16 protein-coding genes, 1 tRNA gene and 1 pseudogene are annotated in these 18,194 nt (G+C 61.6%); 8 read left to right on the forward strand and 10 right to left on the reverse strand.

The genetic code is table 11. The annotated features are described in order from the left end of the window. The first annotated feature begins 90 nt into the window (after window positions 1–90). From H9L14_RS11160 to H9L14_RS11180, 5 genes are all read left to right on the forward strand, one after another. A complete protein-coding gene (locus tag H9L14_RS11160; protein ID WP_187708156.1) occupies window positions 91–1,380 on the forward strand; it encodes a methyl-accepting chemotaxis protein in 1,290 nt (429 codons plus the stop codon). 36 nt (window positions 1,381–1,416) lie between these two features. Then, a complete protein-coding gene (locus H9L14_RS11165) occupies window positions 1,417–2,121 on the forward strand; it encodes an SDR family NAD(P)-dependent oxidoreductase (protein WP_187708157.1) in 705 nt (234 codons plus the stop codon). Continuing rightward, on the forward strand, window positions 2,111–2,965 hold the full coding sequence (gene bla, locus H9L14_RS11170) for a subclass B3 metallo-beta-lactamase (protein WP_187708158.1): 855 nt from the start codon (window positions 2,111–2,113) through the stop codon (window positions 2,963–2,965). The genes H9L14_RS11165 and bla overlap by 11 nt, the downstream gene beginning before the upstream one ends. A 14-nt stretch (window positions 2,966–2,979) precedes the next feature. Next, window positions 2,980–3,855: a 50S ribosomal protein L11 methyltransferase gene (locus H9L14_RS11175; protein WP_281389456.1), complete on the forward strand. Its 876-nt coding sequence runs from the start codon at window positions 2,980–2,982 to the stop codon at window positions 3,853–3,855. 211 nt (window positions 3,856–4,066) lie between these two features. Beyond that, complete coding sequence (locus H9L14_RS11180; RefSeq protein ID WP_222949815.1) at window positions 4,067–5,482, forward strand: S10 family peptidase; 1,416 nt, start codon at window positions 4,067–4,069, stop codon at window positions 5,480–5,482. A gap of 780 nt (window positions 5,483–6,262) precedes the next feature. Here H9L14_RS11180 and H9L14_RS16070 read toward each other — a convergent pair. From H9L14_RS16070 to H9L14_RS17070, 3 genes are read right to left on the reverse strand one after another with little or no spacing between them, the layout of a single operon-like run. Next, window positions 6,263–7,597, reverse strand: coding sequence for a BlaI/MecI/CopY family transcriptional regulator (locus H9L14_RS16070; RefSeq protein ID WP_187708159.1), 1,335 nt, complete (start codon window positions 7,595–7,597; stop codon window positions 6,263–6,265). An 11-nt stretch (window positions 7,598–7,608) separates the two neighbouring features. Next, a complete protein-coding gene (locus tag H9L14_RS11190; RefSeq protein ID WP_343070260.1) occupies window positions 7,609–8,805 on the reverse strand; it encodes a TonB-dependent receptor domain-containing protein in 1,197 nt (398 codons plus the stop codon). Beyond that, window positions 8,691–10,220, reverse strand: a complete 1,530-nt coding sequence (locus tag H9L14_RS17070; RefSeq protein WP_187708161.1) for a TonB-dependent receptor — start codon at window positions 10,218–10,220, stop codon at window positions 8,691–8,693. Before H9L14_RS17070 ends, H9L14_RS11190 begins: the two co-directional genes overlap by 115 nt. A gap of 343 nt (window positions 10,221–10,563) precedes the next feature. On the opposite strand from H9L14_RS17070, the gene H9L14_RS11200 reads away from it, so the two are divergent. Together H9L14_RS11200 and H9L14_RS11205 are read left to right on the forward strand one after the other, a co-directional pair. After that, window positions 10,564–11,115, forward strand: coding sequence for a PadR family transcriptional regulator (locus tag H9L14_RS11200; protein WP_187708162.1), 552 nt, complete (start codon window positions 10,564–10,566; stop codon window positions 11,113–11,115). Between the two features lie 39 nt (window positions 11,116–11,154). After that, complete coding sequence (locus H9L14_RS11205; RefSeq protein WP_187708163.1) at window positions 11,155–11,736, forward strand: GNAT family N-acetyltransferase; 582 nt, start codon at window positions 11,155–11,157, stop codon at window positions 11,734–11,736. A 15-nt stretch (window positions 11,737–11,751) separates the two neighbouring features. Here the strand turns inward: H9L14_RS11205 and H9L14_RS16690 are convergent, their stop codons facing one another. From H9L14_RS16690 to H9L14_RS17470, 7 genes and pseudogenes are all read right to left on the reverse strand, one after another. Next, window positions 11,752–12,018: a TonB-dependent receptor gene (locus H9L14_RS16690; protein WP_281389380.1), complete on the reverse strand. Its 267-nt coding sequence runs from the start codon at window positions 12,016–12,018 to the stop codon at window positions 11,752–11,754. After that, complete coding sequence (locus tag H9L14_RS11215; protein ID WP_187708165.1) at window positions 12,000–14,843, reverse strand: TonB-dependent receptor plug domain-containing protein; 2,844 nt, start codon at window positions 14,841–14,843, stop codon at window positions 12,000–12,002. Before H9L14_RS11215 ends, H9L14_RS16690 begins: the two co-directional genes overlap by 19 nt. A gap of 201 nt (window positions 14,844–15,044) precedes the next feature. Further along, complete coding sequence (locus tag H9L14_RS11220; RefSeq protein WP_187708166.1) at window positions 15,045–15,944, reverse strand: Cif family virulence factor; 900 nt, start codon at window positions 15,942–15,944, stop codon at window positions 15,045–15,047. A gap of 359 nt (window positions 15,945–16,303) precedes the next feature. Further along, entirely contained in the window at window positions 16,304–16,432 is a 129-nt protein-coding gene (locus H9L14_RS16695) for a hypothetical protein (protein ID WP_281389381.1), read from the reverse strand. Between the two features lie 57 nt (window positions 16,433–16,489). After that, a tRNA-Arg gene (locus H9L14_RS11225) sits at window positions 16,490–16,566 on the reverse strand. A 99-nt stretch (window positions 16,567–16,665) separates the two neighbouring features. Then, window positions 16,666–17,043: a c-type cytochrome gene (locus H9L14_RS16080; RefSeq protein ID WP_246444122.1), complete on the reverse strand. Its 378-nt coding sequence runs from the start codon at window positions 17,041–17,043 to the stop codon at window positions 16,666–16,668. A gap of 57 nt (window positions 17,044–17,100) precedes the next feature. Further along, window positions 17,101–17,493: pseudogene (locus H9L14_RS17470) on the reverse strand (c-type cytochrome); the annotation flags it as partial. Between the two features lie 236 nt (window positions 17,494–17,729). On the opposite strand from H9L14_RS17470, the gene H9L14_RS11235 reads away from it, so the two are divergent. Further along, window positions 17,730–18,158 carry a hypothetical protein gene (locus tag H9L14_RS11235; protein ID WP_187708168.1) on the forward strand — a complete coding sequence of 143 codons (429 nt, stop codon included), beginning with the start codon at window positions 17,730–17,732 and terminating at the stop codon, window positions 18,156–18,158. Window positions 18,159–18,194 lie beyond the last annotated feature (36 nt).

An 18,194-nucleotide genomic window follows, 5' to 3' on the forward strand; every position in this document is an offset into this window, starting at 1 on the left:
CAGCCACGTTCAGGGGCCTAACCCGCCCTTAACCATTGCCGGAGCATGTGGTCGGCAACATTCGAGTGAGAGAAGGCGGGAACTAAGAGCATGAGCGGCGACATCGGGAATCTTCAGCGCCTATCCGACGAGCAGGTTTCCTCGCGGCTTCGGGCCTACACCGACGGCGGCCGTTTTCAGGACTCGCTGCGCTGGCTTTGGGGCCAGGCCGGCGATGTCATCGAGGAGTGCTCGCGCCGCCATTTCGGCGAGGAAGCCGTCAAGCTGAACCGCGCCTACTTCACCATGAAGGTCGACCAGTCCTGGGTCCGCGCCGTCGCGGAGCAGGGCGTGCACATGTTCACCAACAAGAAGAGCGTACCCGAGTTCATCGCTGCTCATGCTTCCATGTCGCGCGACGTGATCGCCGAGTTCGAAGTGCGCTTCGAAGGCAAGAGCGAAGACAAATTAACGGCAATCGACGCGTTCAACCGCGCGCTCGCCTACGCCGAAGACATCATCCTCGCCCAGATCGCCGTTCTCGAAGCCAATGATGCCGCCGAGGCTCGCGGGAAGCAGAGCGACGAGTTCGAACGCCGCGTTACGGATTTGGTCCGCGCCAGCAGCGACCAGTCGAAATCGCTGACGGAGCGCACACGCTCGACTGCCGCTTCGGCCCGCGGAATGCTGGGCAAGACGAGTGAAGTTGCCGCCGCCGCCGAACAGTCGGCAGTCGCCATGCGCGAGGCTGCCCAGACCGCAGCCGGCCTGATCCGCGCGATCGAAGATGCGCGCTCGGAAGTCGAAGTCGCTGCAGACGTCGCGACCCGCGCAGGCGACCAGGCCAGCCAGGCAGTGAAGGTCAGCCAGGCGCTGTCCGGTCATGTCGAAGCAATCGAATCGATCCTTGGCCTGATCCGCGACATTGCGGGCCAGACCAACCTGCTCGCCCTCAACGCCACCATCGAAGCCGCTCGCGCAGGCGACGCCGGCCGTGGCTTCGCGGTCGTCGCGCAGGAAGTGAAGAGCCTCGCGTCGCAGACTGCTCGCGCAACTGACGATATCACCGCCAAGATCACCGCGATCCAGCAGGCGACTCGCCAGACCGTCGAGGCCAACGGCTCCATCCAGGGCACCGTCGAGGAGGTCCAGACCTCCGCCGACCGCATCCGCCAGGCGATGGAGCTGCAGGCCCAGACGGTGACAATGATCACCGCTGCCGTCGACGAGACTGCGCTCGCGGCCGACTCGATGAGCTCGACGATCGCCGCAATCCGGACCGACACCGAAAATGTCGCGAAGGACATCGATCAGGTCGAGCAGGGCTTCGGCCGCTTCTCCGAGCAGATCGCCGACTTCACGTCGAAGACCAAAGAGTTCGTCGCTCGCGTAGCCGCCTGACTTCCCCCGCCGCGTCGGCGGGGCTAGTCGGCGCTCATGAACATCCTGATCACCGGAGCCAGCCGGGGCATCGGCGCCGCCGCCTACGAGCTGCTAAAGTCACGCGACCACAATGTCGTCGGCCATTCCACCAAGGGCAGCCAGGAACTGATCGCCGGCGACCTGATGGATCCAGCCGCGCCGCGGAACATCTGGGACACGGCGCTCGACGAGCTAGGCGGGCAGATCGACGTCCTCGTCAATAATGCCGGCATCTACGAAGCAGTGCCCGACAATGCGACTGACGACGAATGGCGCGCCGCCTGGAATCGCACACTAACGGTCAATCTCCAGGCTGCGGCCGACCTCTCGAAGCTAGCCGTTTCGCACTTCCTCGACCTCGGCATCCCCGGCCGGATCGTCAACGTTGCCAGCCGCGCGGGCTGGCGCGGGGACAGCCCGCAGCACTGGCACTATGCCGCGTCCAAGTCGGCGCTGATCGGCATGACCAAGACGATCGCGCGCGGCTATGCAGCCGAGGGAATTCTCGCCTTCGCGGTCGCGCCAGGGTTCACCGTTTCCGAAATGACCGAGGAATATTTGCAGGGCCGAGGCGGCGCTGCGATCATCGCCGACATCCCACTCGGCCGCGTCGCCAGCACGGACGAAGTCGCGGAGGTCATCCGCTGGCTCGCGACCGAAGCGCCTGCGTCCTCGACCGGCTCCACCATCGACGTGAACGGCGCGAGCTATGTTCGCTAGCATCGCCGCCGCTGCACTTGCCGCGGCGAATCCGGCCACCGTCGCAGAGCATCAGGCTGCCTGTGCCGGCAAGGACGGCTGGAGTGATCCTGCGCCGCCGGTACGGGTCTTCGGCAATGTCTACGATGTCGGAACCTGCGGGATCGTGTCGCTGCTCATCACCGGACCTCGCGGGCATATCCTGCTCGATGCCGCGACGGCGGAAGCCGCGCCGTCGATCGCCGCGAATGTCGAGCGTCTCGGATTCAAGCTCTCCGACGTGAAGCTGATCGGCGCGAGCCATGAGCATTTCGACCATGTCGGCGGAGTTGCCGAGCTGCAGCGGCTGACCGGCGCGACCGTAATGTCGATGCCGGCGGCATATTTGACGTTCGAGACCGGAATCGTGAATCGCGAGGACCCGCAGTGGGGGATGCACAAGCCCTTCCCCGGAGCGAAGGTCGGGATCATGTTGTCCGACGGCTTCGTCGCCCGTCAGGGGCCGCTCAGCCTCACGGCATATGCGACGCCTGGCCATGCGCCTGGAAGCACGACCTGGTCGTGGCGCTCGTGCGACGGAAAGCGCTGCGTAAACATCGTCTATGCGGACAGCGTGTCGGCGGTCTCGGCGGAGGAGTACCGCTTCTCCGACCACAAGAAATATGTCGCGGCCTTCCGCGACAGCCTGTTCAAGATCGCCCGTCTTCGTTGCGACCTGCTGATCACACCGCATCCGGGCGCGAGCAATTTCTACGACCGCCTCGCCGGAAAGGCGCCGCTGATCGATCGCAGCGCGTGCAAAGCCTACGCGGACCGCGGCCGCAAAGCATTGGATGAGCGGCTGGCGAAGGAGCAGGCGAAATAAGCTACCGCGTCACCATCCCCTGTACGCGCGCACAAGGCGAGGCGGTCCCCGAAGCCGACCTTTTCCTCGCGAGCGCGTCGCCGCCCGTCGTCGTCGCCGATGAACCTGATGAGGCCCGGCCCAATGAATGGGTGATCCACGCCTATTTCGATTCTGAGCCGACCGACGACGAACTCGCCGAGCTGAAGCAGCTGGGCACGGGAGAACCCGAGATCGAGCATCTCGAAGATTCAACCGACTGGGTGACGAAGAGCCAGCAAGGACTTCAGCCGATCCGCGCCGGCCGCTTCTTCGTCCATACTCCGATGCATTACGCCGACCGGCCCGCCGACACGGTCAATTTCGAGATCGATGCGGGTCTCGCGTTCGGCACTGGCCAGCATGCGACCACAGCGGGCTGCCTCGATGCGCTCGACCGGCTTGCCGTATCAGGCGAGCGATTCTCCAACATCGCCGACATTGGAACGGGAACAGGTCTGCTCGCCTTCGCGGCGCTCGCGCTTTGGCCGGATGCGAAATGCATCGCGACCGACATCGACCCGATCGCCATCGACGTTTCGCGCGACAATGCCGCGATCAATGCGGTTAGGACCGGGCATGGCGCGGGCGAATTGTTGCTCGCCGTTGCGGACGGCATGGATTCGCCGATGCTTGCCGCGCGAGCGCCGTTCGACTTGCTGATCGCCAACATCCTCGCCGGGCCGTTGATCGAGCTTGCCCCAGCCTTCACGGCGGCGCTTGCGCCGGGTGGAACGATCATCCTCGCGGGCCTGCTCGACACGCAGGCCGATGCAGTCGCCTGGGCTTTTGAAAAGCAGGGCCTTGAACTCCAAGATCGTGGCACCGGAGAATGGCCGGTCGTCGTGCTTAAAGGACCGACCCGGAAATGAATCTCATTGTTGCTGCACTTCTCGCGACGCAGATTGCGCCGGCCGCGACGCCCGTCTCGGAACCGCCGAGGGCAGAGGCTCAGAAGCCGGCCGCGACGCCCTCGAAACCCACCGAACCTGCGAAGCCGCTCTTCCAGCCCACCGAAGTAAGATCGACCGGTTCGGTCTCGGTCGGCGGACGAAAGATCGCCTACCACGCCGTGGCGGGACATTGGTCGTTCATCCGAAGGACTGGTCGGACACCGACGCGATCGAAGCGGCCTCGCAGAAGTCCGACAAAAAGGATGACGACGAGCCCAAGGCCGAGGCCTCGATGTTCTACGCCGCCTATTTCCGCGACGGCGTTCCCACGTCCGGCCGCCCGGTCACGTTCCTGTTCAACGGCGGCCCGGGCTCATCGACGGTCTGGCTGCACATGGGCGCGTTCGGACCCGTCCGCGTACTTGCGCTGGATGAGCAGCACACGTCTGCCCCCTACAATGTTGTCAATAACGATCAGAGCCTGCTCGACGCTTCCGACCTCGTCTTCATCGACGCCCCGGGAACCGGGTTCAGCCGCATCGCCGGCAAGGACAAGGAAAAGGCCTTTTACGGCGTAGACCAGGACATCGACGCCTTCGCCCAGTTCATCACCCAGTTCCTGTCGAAATACCGCCGCTGGGATTCGCCCAAATATGTGTTCGGTGAAAGCTACGGAACCATGCGCGGTGCGGGCCTCGCGCTGGCGCTGCAGAAGCGCGACGTCGACCTGAACGGCGTAATCTTGCTGTCGGACATCCTGAACTGGGACCTCGTTCCCGACGATCCGCAGCTCAATCCGGGAATCGACCTGTCCTACGTCGTCGCATTGCCGACCTATGCGGCCACCGCCTGGTATCACAACCGCGTCGCGAACCGACCGGCTGACCTGCAGTCGTTCCTTGCGCAGGTGGAGACGTTCGCGACGACCGATTATGCGTTGGCGCTGATGAAGGGCAACGAACTGTCCGACGCGGAACGCCAGCGTATCGCGCAGCAACTGTCGGCGTACACCGGCCTGTCCGTCGCCTACCTGCTCAAGACCAATCTGCGGATCGAATATGGCGCGTTCCAGAAGGAGCTTCTGGCCGACCAGTCGGCGACCACCGGGACGCTCGACACGCGGTTCGTCGGAGCGACGCTCGACCCGCTCAGCAAGGTTGCGACCTGGGACCCGCAGAGCAGTGCAATCAGCGCCGCCTATGTCGGGGCGTACAACAATTACGTCCGCGACAGGCTTCATTACGGAGATGGAATCGAGTTCAAGTCCGGCATCGATATCTACGGAAGTTGGGACTACAAGCACCAGCCGCCCGGAGCGGACAAGGCGTTGATCGCGCTGCCGAACGTGCTTCCCGATCTGGCCGTCGCGATGAAGCAGAACCCAAGCATGAAGGTGATGGTCAACGGCGGCTATTACGACGTCTCGACACCCTATTTCGCGGGCAAGTTCGAGCTTCGCCACCTGCCCGTCCCGCCAAGCCTCTCAGCCAATATCGAGTATCATTACTACGAGGCCGGCCACATGGTGTACGCGCACCACCCGTCGCTCATCGAAATCCACGACAAGGTCGCGAATTTCATTCGGCGGACTTCCAACTCGCGGTAGGTGGGCCGAGAGCTAATGTCCGCTTTCGACCCATTGCAGACATTAGAGGATGCCTGAATGAGACTATTTCAGCAACGGTACCAAGTGTTGGATCCCATAAAGTCGCAGTGGCAAAGCGCGTCGAGCGACACACTTTGAACGCGGAGAACGTTGCCAGCCTCATCGACCACGTGCACGGCATGGGACACCTTGGCGTCAAAACATGTGGCGGCTTTGGCCAGGCTCCAGATGATGCGTGGTTGGGCCTCGCGCAGACGACCATTCCAATCACCGCGCGAGATTTGAACCTGTGCAGTTGCGCTCCCGCCGCTAATCACGCCAGCTGAAGAGGGACCAGTCAGGTAACCCCGGGTTTCGCCACATTCCAACATGGGAACAAATCGCTGATGGAATCGGGCCGGACCCTATTCGTGGGCCGCCTGACATCTAGGATTTAACTGGTTTGACTAGCAGGCCGTGCAGCAACCGTAATACCTGGGTTAGGTTCGGCGAGCATGACGATCCGAGCGGTATGTTCGTCAGCTCGAGGCGCCGAGAGGGTTGGCTCTTCGAGTCTCCTGACGAGCAGCCGACGACTAAGAGCACCGAAAAGAGGACGGAACGGATCATCGGTGATCATTACTCGAGCGCGAGATGAACTAGATCTGGATCGCATGCTGTAGTGTTCGAACTCCACCCATTGCGGACTCTCGTCCTCGCGGATCACATCGGAATGCATTCCGGCCAAGGTTGTCTCCCGGCAATTCTCACGGTGACGATCCACCGATCGCGCTCCTTGCTTCAACGCGCACAACCAACTCTTTGCTGCCTTTCTCTTTCATAAGACTTTGGGTCAAACCTCGCGTCGACTGACTGCTGCAAGACCCTTTCCGCTGCTTGCGCGAGATGCGCCAATGAACCACCGAAATAATCCCGTGCGACTTCCAAAAGTGCCCGATTCTTCACCGCATCGGGCGTAATTGCCGGAGAATAGAGATAAGGGATTCGGCGATCGCCGGGGATATGAGACCCTGTAATCTTGCGCCTCTTCAGAATCCCTTTCTTACACATCCGGCCAAGCATCGAGCGGATCGCCCCGTTGGATAACTTTCGCGGCAACCGGGCTTCTATTGTCTTCGCGGTGGCCGATCCCTCAAGATAGATGATGACCGCGACCTCTCGTTCGCACCGCGCAAGATTCAAAACTTGAGGCGGAAGAAGACCCTCATAGCGCTCTGGCTCAACCGATTTGTCACGCATTACGACTCCTCCCTGAGAGTGGGGCCCGCCGGAAAGGGGAACCCGCCGGCGGGCTTGGGCCAGTGACGTGCACACCAGCCCCAGCCGAGCATTCCGCGCGCTCGGCTGAGCTGAATTCATCCCGCTAACCGCGCTCTGGCGCAGGCGGCGGCGGAGGCGGCGGAGGCGGCGGGCCGGGCAGGCCTCGGTCGCCAGGATCACCGAACCATCCGGGCAGGTCTGCGTGGCAGGCGGCGGCGGAGGCGGCGGCGGGGCTGCCGGCACAACCGGAGCCGGAGCCGGCTTCGGAGGCAGGAAGTCGATCGTCGCACCAACCCACAGCAGGCGGCCGAGAGCATCCCAGGTACCCGGGTAGGTGTTGCCGTTGCACGGGCCGGTCGGACATAGGTTCGATCCGCCGCGCGCGGCATTGCCACCCGTGATACGCGGCGGGTCGTTGTCGAACAGATTGTTGATACCTGCCCGCAGGCTGACGTGATCGATCGGGCTGAATGTTGCCGAGAGGTCGAGGTAGTTCTGGCCCTTCACGTTCAGGCCCGGATCGAAGTTGAAGTCGCCTCCGACGGTGTTGTTCTCCTGAAGCGTTTCAGCCTTGACCTTGCCGACATAGCGCCACTGCAGCGACAGCCCGAGACCGAAGTTCGACTGCCACGAAGCACGCAGCTTGTGGCGCCATTTCGGGATCGGTGCCGCGGCCGCGACGCCGCCGCCCGAGCAAACCGGGCCAAAATACCCGACGCAATCGTATGGTTGGGACAGGCCGTTATCGACCCGCGCCTTTAGCATGCGGGTGCCGATGAAGCTCCACGACATCTTGCCGAAGTTGAACAACGGGTGCGAGTAGGCGACGTTGAAATCCATGCCGCGGTTACGCATTTTCGCGGTGTTCAAGGGTGTGTCGACGACATAACCCCGGCCGTCAACCAGATCGACCCGGCCGGGTCGCGGACGACCATTTCGCACGCAGGCGACGTGAACGAAGCGGTCGACTGAGATACGCAGGTGTTCAAGACCGCGTCCGCGCCAAGACCTTGGATCGCGTCCTTCAGCTTGATGTCCCACCAATCGACCGTCAGCGCGAGTCTCGGGATGAAGCTCGGCTGAAGCACGACGCCAAGGGTGGTCGTGGTCGCGGTTTCCGGGATCAGGTCCTCGTTGCCACCAAGCAAGCCGTTGTACTGGCCGGCTGGGTTCGGAGACGGCGACTGACCAACAACCAGACCCTGTGCGAGACAGCCATAATCCGTTGCGGTGATGACCTTGGCGCACGGATCGTTGCTGCCGTCGAGGGCGACAATCTGTGGTGCGAACAGCTCCTGGATGTTCGGGGCGCGGACCGCACGGTTGTAGGCGCCGCGGAACCGGACACCGCGGATTGGAGCGAACTCAAGTGACAGCTTGTAGGTGTCGGTATCGTACTTTCGGCCGTTGCTCACCGTATACCAAGACTTGCGGTAGCCTAGGCCGAGGGTCAGCTCATCGATGAACCTGTTCTGGACGATTGGGATCTGCGCTTCGCCGAAGACTTCCCAGACCTTGAAATTGCCGCTGACCGGGAGGACCGCAGTGCCCTGCCCCGCAAGGTCGCTTGACGGAAGCGTTTGGAACGCTTGATCGGGGTTAAGCTCGAGGGATTCGCGTCGATACTCCACGCCGGCATTTAACGCGACACCGTCTTCCGCCCATGGAGTCTTCCAGCCCATCTCGCCGAGCAGGCCGGTCACGTTGAAGTTCGCGATCTGCTCGGAGGTGATACCCTGCTGGGTTCCATAAACGTTTAGGTAATTGACTGCAGCGGCTGTCGGGCCGGTGCCGAACGGATCATAGGGCTGACAAAACGGGTCCGTTCCGTCCACGACTGAGCGGCAAACAGGTTGGAACGGGCTCGTCGGCGTATTTGCGATCGTCGGATCGTCAATCACGTCAAGAGCTCGAGTGAGACGCGAGATCGAGAACTCGTTCTTGTAGATCAGCTCGTAGAGCGTACGGCCGTACTGGAAGTAGGTGTCGTACGAGAAGACATTCGACAGGTCGCCGCGTGCCCCGAGCACCCCGCGCCACGCCTGGTGACGAAGGTCGGCGATGCGGGGTCCGCCTTCCGTATTGCGGCGAAGGAGCTGGAAGTACGCGCGATTATAGTCCGCGCCCCCGGGACCGTATTGGGGAAAAGGACCGCTGGGTCTCCCGGGTTCGGATTGTACGGCGCCCCCACTGCCAGCGGGAAGCTTCCCAGAAAGCCGTTGATCAGGTTGTTCGAATTGCCGCAGATGACGTCAAACTGCGCCGTCGACATGAATGGATTGTCGCAGTTGATGGTCAGCGTATTGCCGAAGTCGCCCGAGGGAGCGATCTGCGCCGCCGTGCGATCGTCCATGAACATGAACTCGAGATAGGGCTTGATTGCCGGGCTGATCTCATAGTCGGCGAAGGTGCCGGCGATGTAGCGCTCGTCCGGCCGCTGGAAGTAGTTCAGCGGGCCATAATTGTAGATATTCGATCCGAACGGAGCGATCGTTCCCGGGCCGAGTGCGGCGAGGGTAGAGGTAATGCTGCCTTCGGTGGTCGTCGCGAAGATAACCGCGTTACCAGGGTTTGCCGTCGCCGACCCGCCGCAACGCGGGATGCCTCCGCCGGTGTTCTGGATGACACAGGCTGAGTAGTCGCGATCGCGCTGGAGAACCGGTTTCGTATTGCGATAGCCGAAATATGCAACCGCATGGCCGCGGCCGTCATCGAACCCAGCGCCGATGGTGACGGTGCCGTCGATCGAGCGGCCGTCCGTCACGCTGCCGGTCGGTTGGGCGTATCCTCGAGAAGCGAGGATGTCGCTCATGTTGAGGCCACCCGACACGCTCGGATCATCCTGGTTGTGCTGCCAGGTGCTCCAGTTGCCATCGAAACGGACCCCCTCGAAGCTGGTGTCCATGATGAAGTTGACGACGCCCGCAACCGCGTCCGCACCGTACACCGACGATGCGCCGCCGGTCAGGACTTCCGCGCGGCGAACCAGCGCCGACGGAATAACGTTCAGGTCGGCCGACTGATTGGTACTGACCGGGTCACCCGGCATGAGACGCCGGCCGTTTACCAGGACCACCGACCGCTTCGGGCCGAGGTAGCGAAGATCGACTTCCGCGGTACCGGTCGCGCCGTTCGACACGCCTGACGCCTGGGCGGCGCCAACCGACGGGAGCTGGTTGAGGACATCCTCGATCCTGGAGGTACCGGAAAGTTTGATGTCCTGATCGTTCACGACCGTCACCGGACTGGCGGATTCGAGGTTCGGCTGCGGAATGCGCGAACCGGTGACGATGATGTCCTGTCCTCCTTGGACGTCCTCACCCTCTGCCGAAACCGACGGCGTTAGCTGGGTCTCAACCGGACCGGTCGGTTCGGACCCCGCCGGTTCGGTATCCTGCGCCATTGCGGGCGTGCCGAATGCCGACGCTCCGACGAGCAAGGTTGATCCCAGCAAATGTTGGCGAAGTGTGAGTTTCATAATCTCCCCCGTGTAGTGGCCGACGGATATCCATTCCAACGGAATGTAGTACGTTTCGTTCTTTATGCCTTCCCCGGTCAGTTAGCAGCATGCTTTGTTTCAGTGTTATGAATTTGGTACGTGTCGTAACATTTTCTCCGTCTGGTGTGGCCTAGATGACACGCCGGCGTCCCTTTGACCCTCGGAACTTCGGCGCGGCATTGCCGGCTCAAGATTCGGTCTTCGAATGTCGGTGCGGTTTGCACCGAACGATGTTTCGCTTGAGGGTTGAGGCAATTGGCGGCCTGACTTAAGACCTTGCCATGACATGCGCCGCCGAGACCGAGACGAAGGCCGGACCTCAGTGGTAAATCAAAAGGCCTCGATGGAGGTCGACGTCACGGAGCACGAGGGCATGCTGCTTTCGGTTGCCCTTCGTCAGCAGCCCGTCACAGCCTACCAGCTTGTGAAGGCGTTCGAGCTCTCGCCGGTCACGTCGATCAACGCAAGCAAGGGGCAAGTTTATCCAGCTGTTCGCCGATTGAAGGCCAAGGGTTTTCTCAGGGCCCGAAAGTTGAAGGGCGATGGCCGCAACAGCGAAGAACTCGAGGTGACAGCGGCTGGAAGAGCGGCGGTTCGGGCATGGGTTCTCAAGCTTGAAGACGCCTTGGTCGTCGTTGACGATCCGTTGAGAACACGGATGCTTGCCCTGGAGCTTCTGTCCGACGCTGAACGGGTCAAGTGGATCATCAGGGCTAAGTCGCTGGTCAAGAGGCGCCGCGAAGTGCTCGACGACTATAATCAGTCTGTTACCGTGCCCTATCAGGAGATCGCCTACCGAAGCGTCGTCGAGAGCCTTCGGGTCAAGATGGATTGGCTGGACGAGCTACTTTATGCGGTCACCAACGAGAAATAGGCGCAGACACTCTTTTCGATTGCCGCATCGATCCGCGTGATGGGCACTGCGCTCCCAGTCGTAGGTACGCCTCGCCTACTCCTTCGACCGGTTGCTGAAGAGGACGCAGCTCCAACTGCCAGGCTGGTCAGCCCCGACGTCGCCAGCCAGTTGTCGACCTGGCGCAGTCCTATGACGGAGGAGGAGGCGCTCGATCGAATCCGAACATCGGAAAACCTTCTCTCACAGCGAAAGGCCGTGAATTTTGCGATCGTCCGGAAGGCGGACGGCACTTTGCTCGGGTGGGTCGGTCTCTGGCTCGTTTCCGATCGGCTTGCGAGGATCGGTTACTGGATCGGAACGTCATATCGAAGACACGGCCTGACGACCGAGGCTCTGTCCAATGTCATTCCCGCTGCTCGAGAATTTCTCGGCTTTTCCACAATCGAGGCCCTGGTTCTACCGGACAACCAGGCTTCGAGAACGTTGCTCGGCAAGCTCGGTTTTGTCGAAGCTGGACTGGCAGACGAGTTTATCGCCAGCCAAGGACAGTCGAGGTCCTGTGTCCGCCACCTTCTCGACTTTGATGAGGCTGGCAAAACAAAGCGGGCGGCAGCACAAGGCCACCGCCCGCCAGATTAGGCGCTGACCCCGATTCTAGAAGATCTTGGCCTGCGCGTTCACGAAGAACGTCCGGCCACGCACGTCGAAGCCCGCCTGCAAGGGGACGTTCGCGATCGTGTTCACGAACGGATCCTCAGACGTGATCTTCGGGGGCTTCCTGTCGAAGACGTTCCGTACGCCAAGCGTCAGGCTGTACCTGTTCGACGGTTCGAACCGGATCGATGCCGTGTGTAGAAAATAATCAGGCACCGAGAAGTCGTAAACCGCGGGATCGAAGTCGATCACCCCATCACCATCCACGTCTTCGGTAATGAAGCGGTCATCGGTGCCCTTGATATAGTCGACCCCCAGCGAGCGTACCACGGCCCCCAGTCATAGCCGACATGCGCTGTGCCCGCCCATTTCGGATTGCCGATCGAACCGGCAAAGTCGAACGGCGCGGTGTCCGGATCGGTCTGGTTGATCCGATCAAGGATCTTCACTGCCTGGATACCCACATCAAGTTTGCCCGGACCCAGCTCGCGGTCGTAGCGAAGCACGAAGTCGATGCCCTTCACGATGTCGGTGGCGATGTTGACGAAGGTGGTCGTCAACGTGAGGGCGCCAGTGCCCGTTCCCGTGTAGGGAGCGCGGCTTACGAACTGGCAGTATTCGGGATGAGTGCCGTTGTAGCAACCACTGGCGATCGTACCCGCGCCGAGCTGTGACACACCGTTGCTCACCTCAACCCGGAAGTAATCGACCGCCAGCGACAGATTGCCGAACGATCCGAGAGTTGGCTGAAGCACTCCGCCGAAGGTCAGGTTCGTTGACGTTTCGGCCTCAAGCCCCGAATCCGCACCGCCTCGCTGGATCACGGTAACGCCGCTTAGCTGCCGAAAGCTGTTGGGCAGACCTTCCGAAAGACACTTAGCCCGAACGGTCGGGTTGGCCACCGCCGCAAGGTCATTGCAAGGATCTGCCGTGCTGGCGAGGAAGCCGGTGGTCGAACCCAGGAACTGTTCCGCCAGGGCAGGAGCCCTGTACGACGTACCGTAGCTGCCGCGGAACGACAGCCATCGAGTCGGCGACCAGAGGCCGCCGAATTTGTAGGTCGTGTCGGAACCGTACGACTTGTAGTCGGTGTAGCGACCCGAAACGTTGACAGTCAGGGCCTCGGCAAACGGGACATTGCGAAGGATCGGGAAATCGAGCTCGGTGTAGGCTTCCCAGACGTTGTCGGAGCCCTTGGTGACCGGCGCAGAGGTGAAGTTGTAAAGGTTGCCTCGAATGCTGTCTTCAGCGGGCCGGTCGTTGATACTGGACTTGCGGTATTCGAGGCCGACCACCGCCTGGGCCTTGCCGCCCGGCAATTCGAACAGGGGGCCGTCAACCGTTAGGTTGGCGGTCCACTCGCGGAACTTTGTGTTCCCGACGACATCGTCCGTGACATAATCCCGCCACGCAGCCGGGAACTGCCCGGCAATGATTGCCGGCGTCAGGATCGGCGCAGCAACGCAGCCGCCGCTCAGGTCGCGGCAGCGGAAGGTGCCGTCCGGATTCTGGACGACGTCCAGGCTCTGTGCGACCCGGTCAGTGAGACCCGTGTTGAAGCTGTACATGCCGTCGGCCCAGCTCTTGGCGGCGTACAGGTCGTAGCGCCAAGACGGAGCGAACGGCAGGTCGCCGCGAAAGCCGCCTGAGACTTTCACATAGTCCTGAACCTGATGGCTGTCATAGACGCCGTAATCTGCGAACACGCGCGTGCGGACTCCGCCGCCGAGAGCGCGGGGAGTGAACCCAAGGCCGGCCGCAACCAGAGGACTGTTGGTTGGATAGTCGACAAGCAGCTGCCTCCCCGCGCCGTTTTGCTGGGACTTGCGGCGGGTCACCAGCAGCTCGGTATAAAGCTGCCCATTACCGAATAGGTTCGTGTCGTAGGTTGCGGTCAGGAATCCCGTATAATTGCGGGTCGGCGACACGATATCCGCCTGAAGGAACGCAGGCGTGGATGTGTCGCGGACGTTGAGATTTGCGCCGTAGCCCGTCGGGCCAACCGGGCTATAGATCAGTCCACCCACGCATTCGAATCCTGGTAGCGTGCCCGTGGTGTTCGCCGGGTTGGGCCGCCAGCGGTTGCAATAGAGGTAGTAGCCCGCCGGAACCGTTTCGAAACCGGACGCCAGATCGGCTGGATCGTCGAGGAAGTAATAACCGGTTCCGATCGTGTTGACGGTGGCGCCACCTTCCTCGAGCGGGAAGCATTTGTCGGTATCGTTGACGCCGAGCGGGCTGAGCCGGAGTTGCTGCGGGCAGCGGGCCCAGGGCTGGTCACCTTGAGTGATGCGGTTGCGATCGAATAGCTCGAGCGATCCGAGGATCGAGAAACGCTCGCCGGACGCACCGGCAGTTATCGCGTAACGCTGCGTCGCGCCGTTGCCTATCTCCGGCGCCTGGATCGAGGCCTCGGCGGCAAGGCCATTGAATCTGCTGAGCGTCACGATGTTGACGACACCTGCGACGGCGTCCGAACCGTAGACGGACGAAGCTCCGGTGTTCAGGACCTCGATGCGATCGAGAACGGCATTCGGCAACACGTTCAAGTCGGCAGCCTGGACCTGGCCGCGCGTACCGGCCGGAGCAATTCGCCGTCCATTGAGCAAGATCAGAGTCCGGCTGGGCCCAAGTCCACGGAGCGACAAGGTGTTGACGCCCGGGCCGCCCCGGACGACGAGCCCGCCGAACGTGTCGTTGATCTGCCCCGTGCCTCCAGTGACGCCCACGTTCTGCAGAACCTCGGCGGTCGAATTGAATCCGGCGTCAACCGCTGCGTCGCGATTGATGACCGTTATCGGGTCGATCGCATTGAAGCGATCCCGGCGGATGCGCGAACCGACGACGACGACGCCGCCTTCCTCAGAAGCCGGTCTTGCCGCTTGCCCTTGAGCGATCGATTCGACGGCCGCCGAGTCCGTCGGCGCGCAGGCTGCGTTGGGATCGCGCAGATCGGCCGGAGCCCGGCACGGGTCACGATCCGGATTGACCGGGTCGGGTGTCTGCGCGTTGGCGGGCTGCGCCAGCGCAAGGGACGAGACAACGAAAGCCGACACAAGCGCAGTCGTGTTCAATAAACCGGATTTCAGCATGGATTCCCCCTTGACGTAGAAGTACGACGCGTACTCATACGCAACGGGCGGATAGCTCAATAGCTTAAGTGAAATATAGTACTATTAATACTATGTTCTGTGTCCTGAGAGCCACAGACTCAAGCCCCGCCGCCAGTCGATCGTCCACGCACATGGGAATGGCCGGTTGCCCCTCCGCACCCGAGAGCCCCGTTCAGCGTTCTATTCAGCGACGTATCGCCATTCATCCTTCGGAGCCGCGCGACGCCAGATTGTGAAGAAGGGAATCCGCGTCAGCCGGCCCGGAGGAGTCGCGCCGTTTCGGTCGAGGTAGCCGAACGTCACGCCGAGATCACCGCTCGACGAGACAAGGACTCCGTCAGGAGCCCAGCGAACCGGGCTGCCCTTGGCTGCGTCGCCGCCCTGCGCCTCGGCGATCGCATCATTGCCGAAGGTGAAGTCGGCTTCTCCGCCGACATTCATGGCGTCCGCGCTTCCATATTTGCGGAACGCACGTCCAATCCCCATCGTCTGCGCGTCAGCGGAGAATCGCCGCTCGGTCGCATCGAGGCTCTTGCGATACTGCTCATGCGCAAAATTATCCTTGGCTGAAGCCGCAAACTTTGTTGGAAGCGCAGGCTCGCGCCGGCCCGTCGAAACGGTGCCTTCCGGCCGGGGAACCCATTTGAATGCCGCGACCTGCCAACCCGCGGCGCTGCGCACCCAATAGGCAACATATTTGCCCAACTTCAGCTTATCTCTGCCGACGTTCATGAAGCCGAAGCTGAAGCCTTGGGTGCCATCGGACGACAGCCCGACGCGGATCGGCACGGTAGTCACGACCGACTGGCCCGGTCCGAACGCCTTGCCGAGCACCTGTCGCGCGTCCGCTTTGTTTCGGGCAAGGCCCGGAACGGGTATGGCAAACAGAGCGACGTCTTCGGTCAGGAGCGACGTGATGGTCGAACTTCCATCCGCAAGATCGAAGGGTCCGGACAATTTGCGGTCGGCCGCGATGAGCGTTTCAAATTGCGCAATCGTAGGGGCGTGGGAACGCGCCAGCCCTGCACCCGGAATCGACGGGCCAATGACGCCGGCCGCCAAGATCGAAAGCGAATACACTATTCCCCTCACAAAGGATCCTTTCAGAGAAACGACAGGCCTTGCAGACAGGCCGGGACTGGCCCCGACCGTCGGGGCACGGCCGGGACTTCGCCAACGCGCACTGCACCCATTTAGTGCGATTCGCACTATTACACAAGGAACCTTGAATTCAGCCGAAGCGCAAACCGAGGTCGAAAGGCAGAGCGGGGATCGGCGGGGTCGGATTGCCTAGCGAGCACCTGCCAATCGGCCAGCTATTGCCGGCACGAGCGAGAGCCCGAATCATCGAACTAATCGCCAGGCTCGAAAATTCTTCCAAGGGCCCGGCATTTTGGGGGGCGGTCGCGCTAATGTCCGCTTTCCACCCAAAGCAGACGTTAGAGACGAATGAGACCCGCTGCCCAGGCGAGCAGGGCGATTGCGATTAGAGCAATGCCCAGCGCCGACTTCGTCTTGGCAATCTCAAGCAGTGTCGGCTTGGTTCTGTCATTTGGGACGTTGCGCACCGCGTGAGCCTAAGGGAGGCAATGTCAGCTTTCCACCCATTGCGGACTCTTCAATTGTGGCCCGCTCCGAGGGGCTCGAACCCCCAACCTCCGGGTTCGAAGCCCGGCGCTCTCTCCAGTTGAGCTAGGAGCGGTCACCGACAAGCAGGATCCGTCGCCGACCGCATGTCGACTTTCGACCCCAAGCTGCTGCGGCAGCTTCCGTTCCAAAGCGGATCTTCGGCGAAGCAGACCTACTGCGGTCGCTCTGCGCGCGCCTTCAGGTATGCGTAAACTGCGTCACGCTCGTGCGGCGTGAGGTGCGAGAAGCGACTGCGGGCAACTTGGCCCATCAATGGGTTTTTGAGTTTGCGGCCGCCCGACGGGATGCCTTTGATTAGAAGCGTATCGAACTCTGCGCGGCTGTAGCCACTGGCGACCACCAGGTCGGGCGTACTTCCTTCTTCGTCATGGCGGCCCTCAAGTTTCGTTCCGTGGCATTCGACGCATGTTACTTCGGTGATGTAGCGACCAAGCCCGTGTGAAGGGCCGGCGTCGAAAGGTAGCATATCGCGCCGTTCGCGGACGAGCGCCGCAGCAGGCTTTACCTCGCCGCTCCTGATCTGACTCAATGCGCGAGGACCTGGCCGTGGGTCTGGAGTCGCCTCACCGGCGGGCTTTACCGATCGAAGATGCGCAATCAGTGCGTCGACGTCCGCTGACGACAAGTGTTGAAACATTTGCGAGGGCATTAGCCAAAGATCCCGTCGACGCGGGTGTATTCCCTTCGTTAGAACGTCGCGTAGCTGCGCATCGGTCATTGCCGGAATTGCGCGAGTAAGGTTCGAGGCCCAGAGTACACCATAGCCTTTGGGATCATTATCCCAGTTCTGGCCCTGCAAATCCTTGCCGTGGCAGCCGCGGCAGCCGAGGACGCGAGAAAGGCGCTCGCCGTGAGTTCGCATCGCTGCAGCCTCAGTGACTTCTGCCCCATCGAAGGTGATTTCTGCGGGTTTTACCGCTGACCTCGGTTGTTGTTGGCACGCGCCCGCGACCAGCAATACAATCCATTGATATTTCATGGCAGGTTCCCCCCTGACCAAGGGCTTTTAGCACATCAGGAGCCAATTACGCCGACCCTATCGATGCGGGCGGCGAACCTTTGGAGTCGCAGCTTCCCACGCATTCCTGCCATATCGGAGTGGCGGCTTCCGACCCATTGCGGACGTTTGCGTTTCTCAGCACTTCCTCACGATTTGCTCATGAATCTCATACAGACCGGCAGTACGACGCCCGGGAAAGGCGACGGAGGGGCGACGTGATTTTGATCGCAAAGGTCAGTGCCTGGCTGGGCGTTGCATTGATGATCAATGGCATTCTTTGGCCAATCGGTTTGGCGCTCGTCCTGCCGCCCAAGAAGTCGCCTGAGGCAGGGACACACCAACCACCTGAAGTCGCCTCAGCGCGAGTTTCGACTTACATCAATGAAGATGCTGTATGGATTAGCTGGCTGGCCTGGCTGATCTATGCCGCCGTCACCCTCAGTGCATTTTCTCGCGAGATATTCACACTCTATTCCAATGCCGGTTTGGGTTACGTTTACATTGTCCTTGGGATGCCTGCTTTTCTCGTCGCATGGCTCGGTCTGATCATCAATGCGAGCGTTCGATTGCTTCCCGCACGCTGGTTATTCGGGGCTCTCGGAGCTGGCGGTCTGATCGTCTTCGGTTACGCAAACATCAACTAGGCAGGCGAGCCGCAATGTCCGCTTTCCACCCATTGC

This window comes from Sphingomonas sediminicola (assembly GCF_014489515.1).
GTDB lineage: Bacteria > Pseudomonadota > Alphaproteobacteria > Sphingomonadales > Sphingomonadaceae > Sphingomicrobium > Sphingomicrobium sediminicola.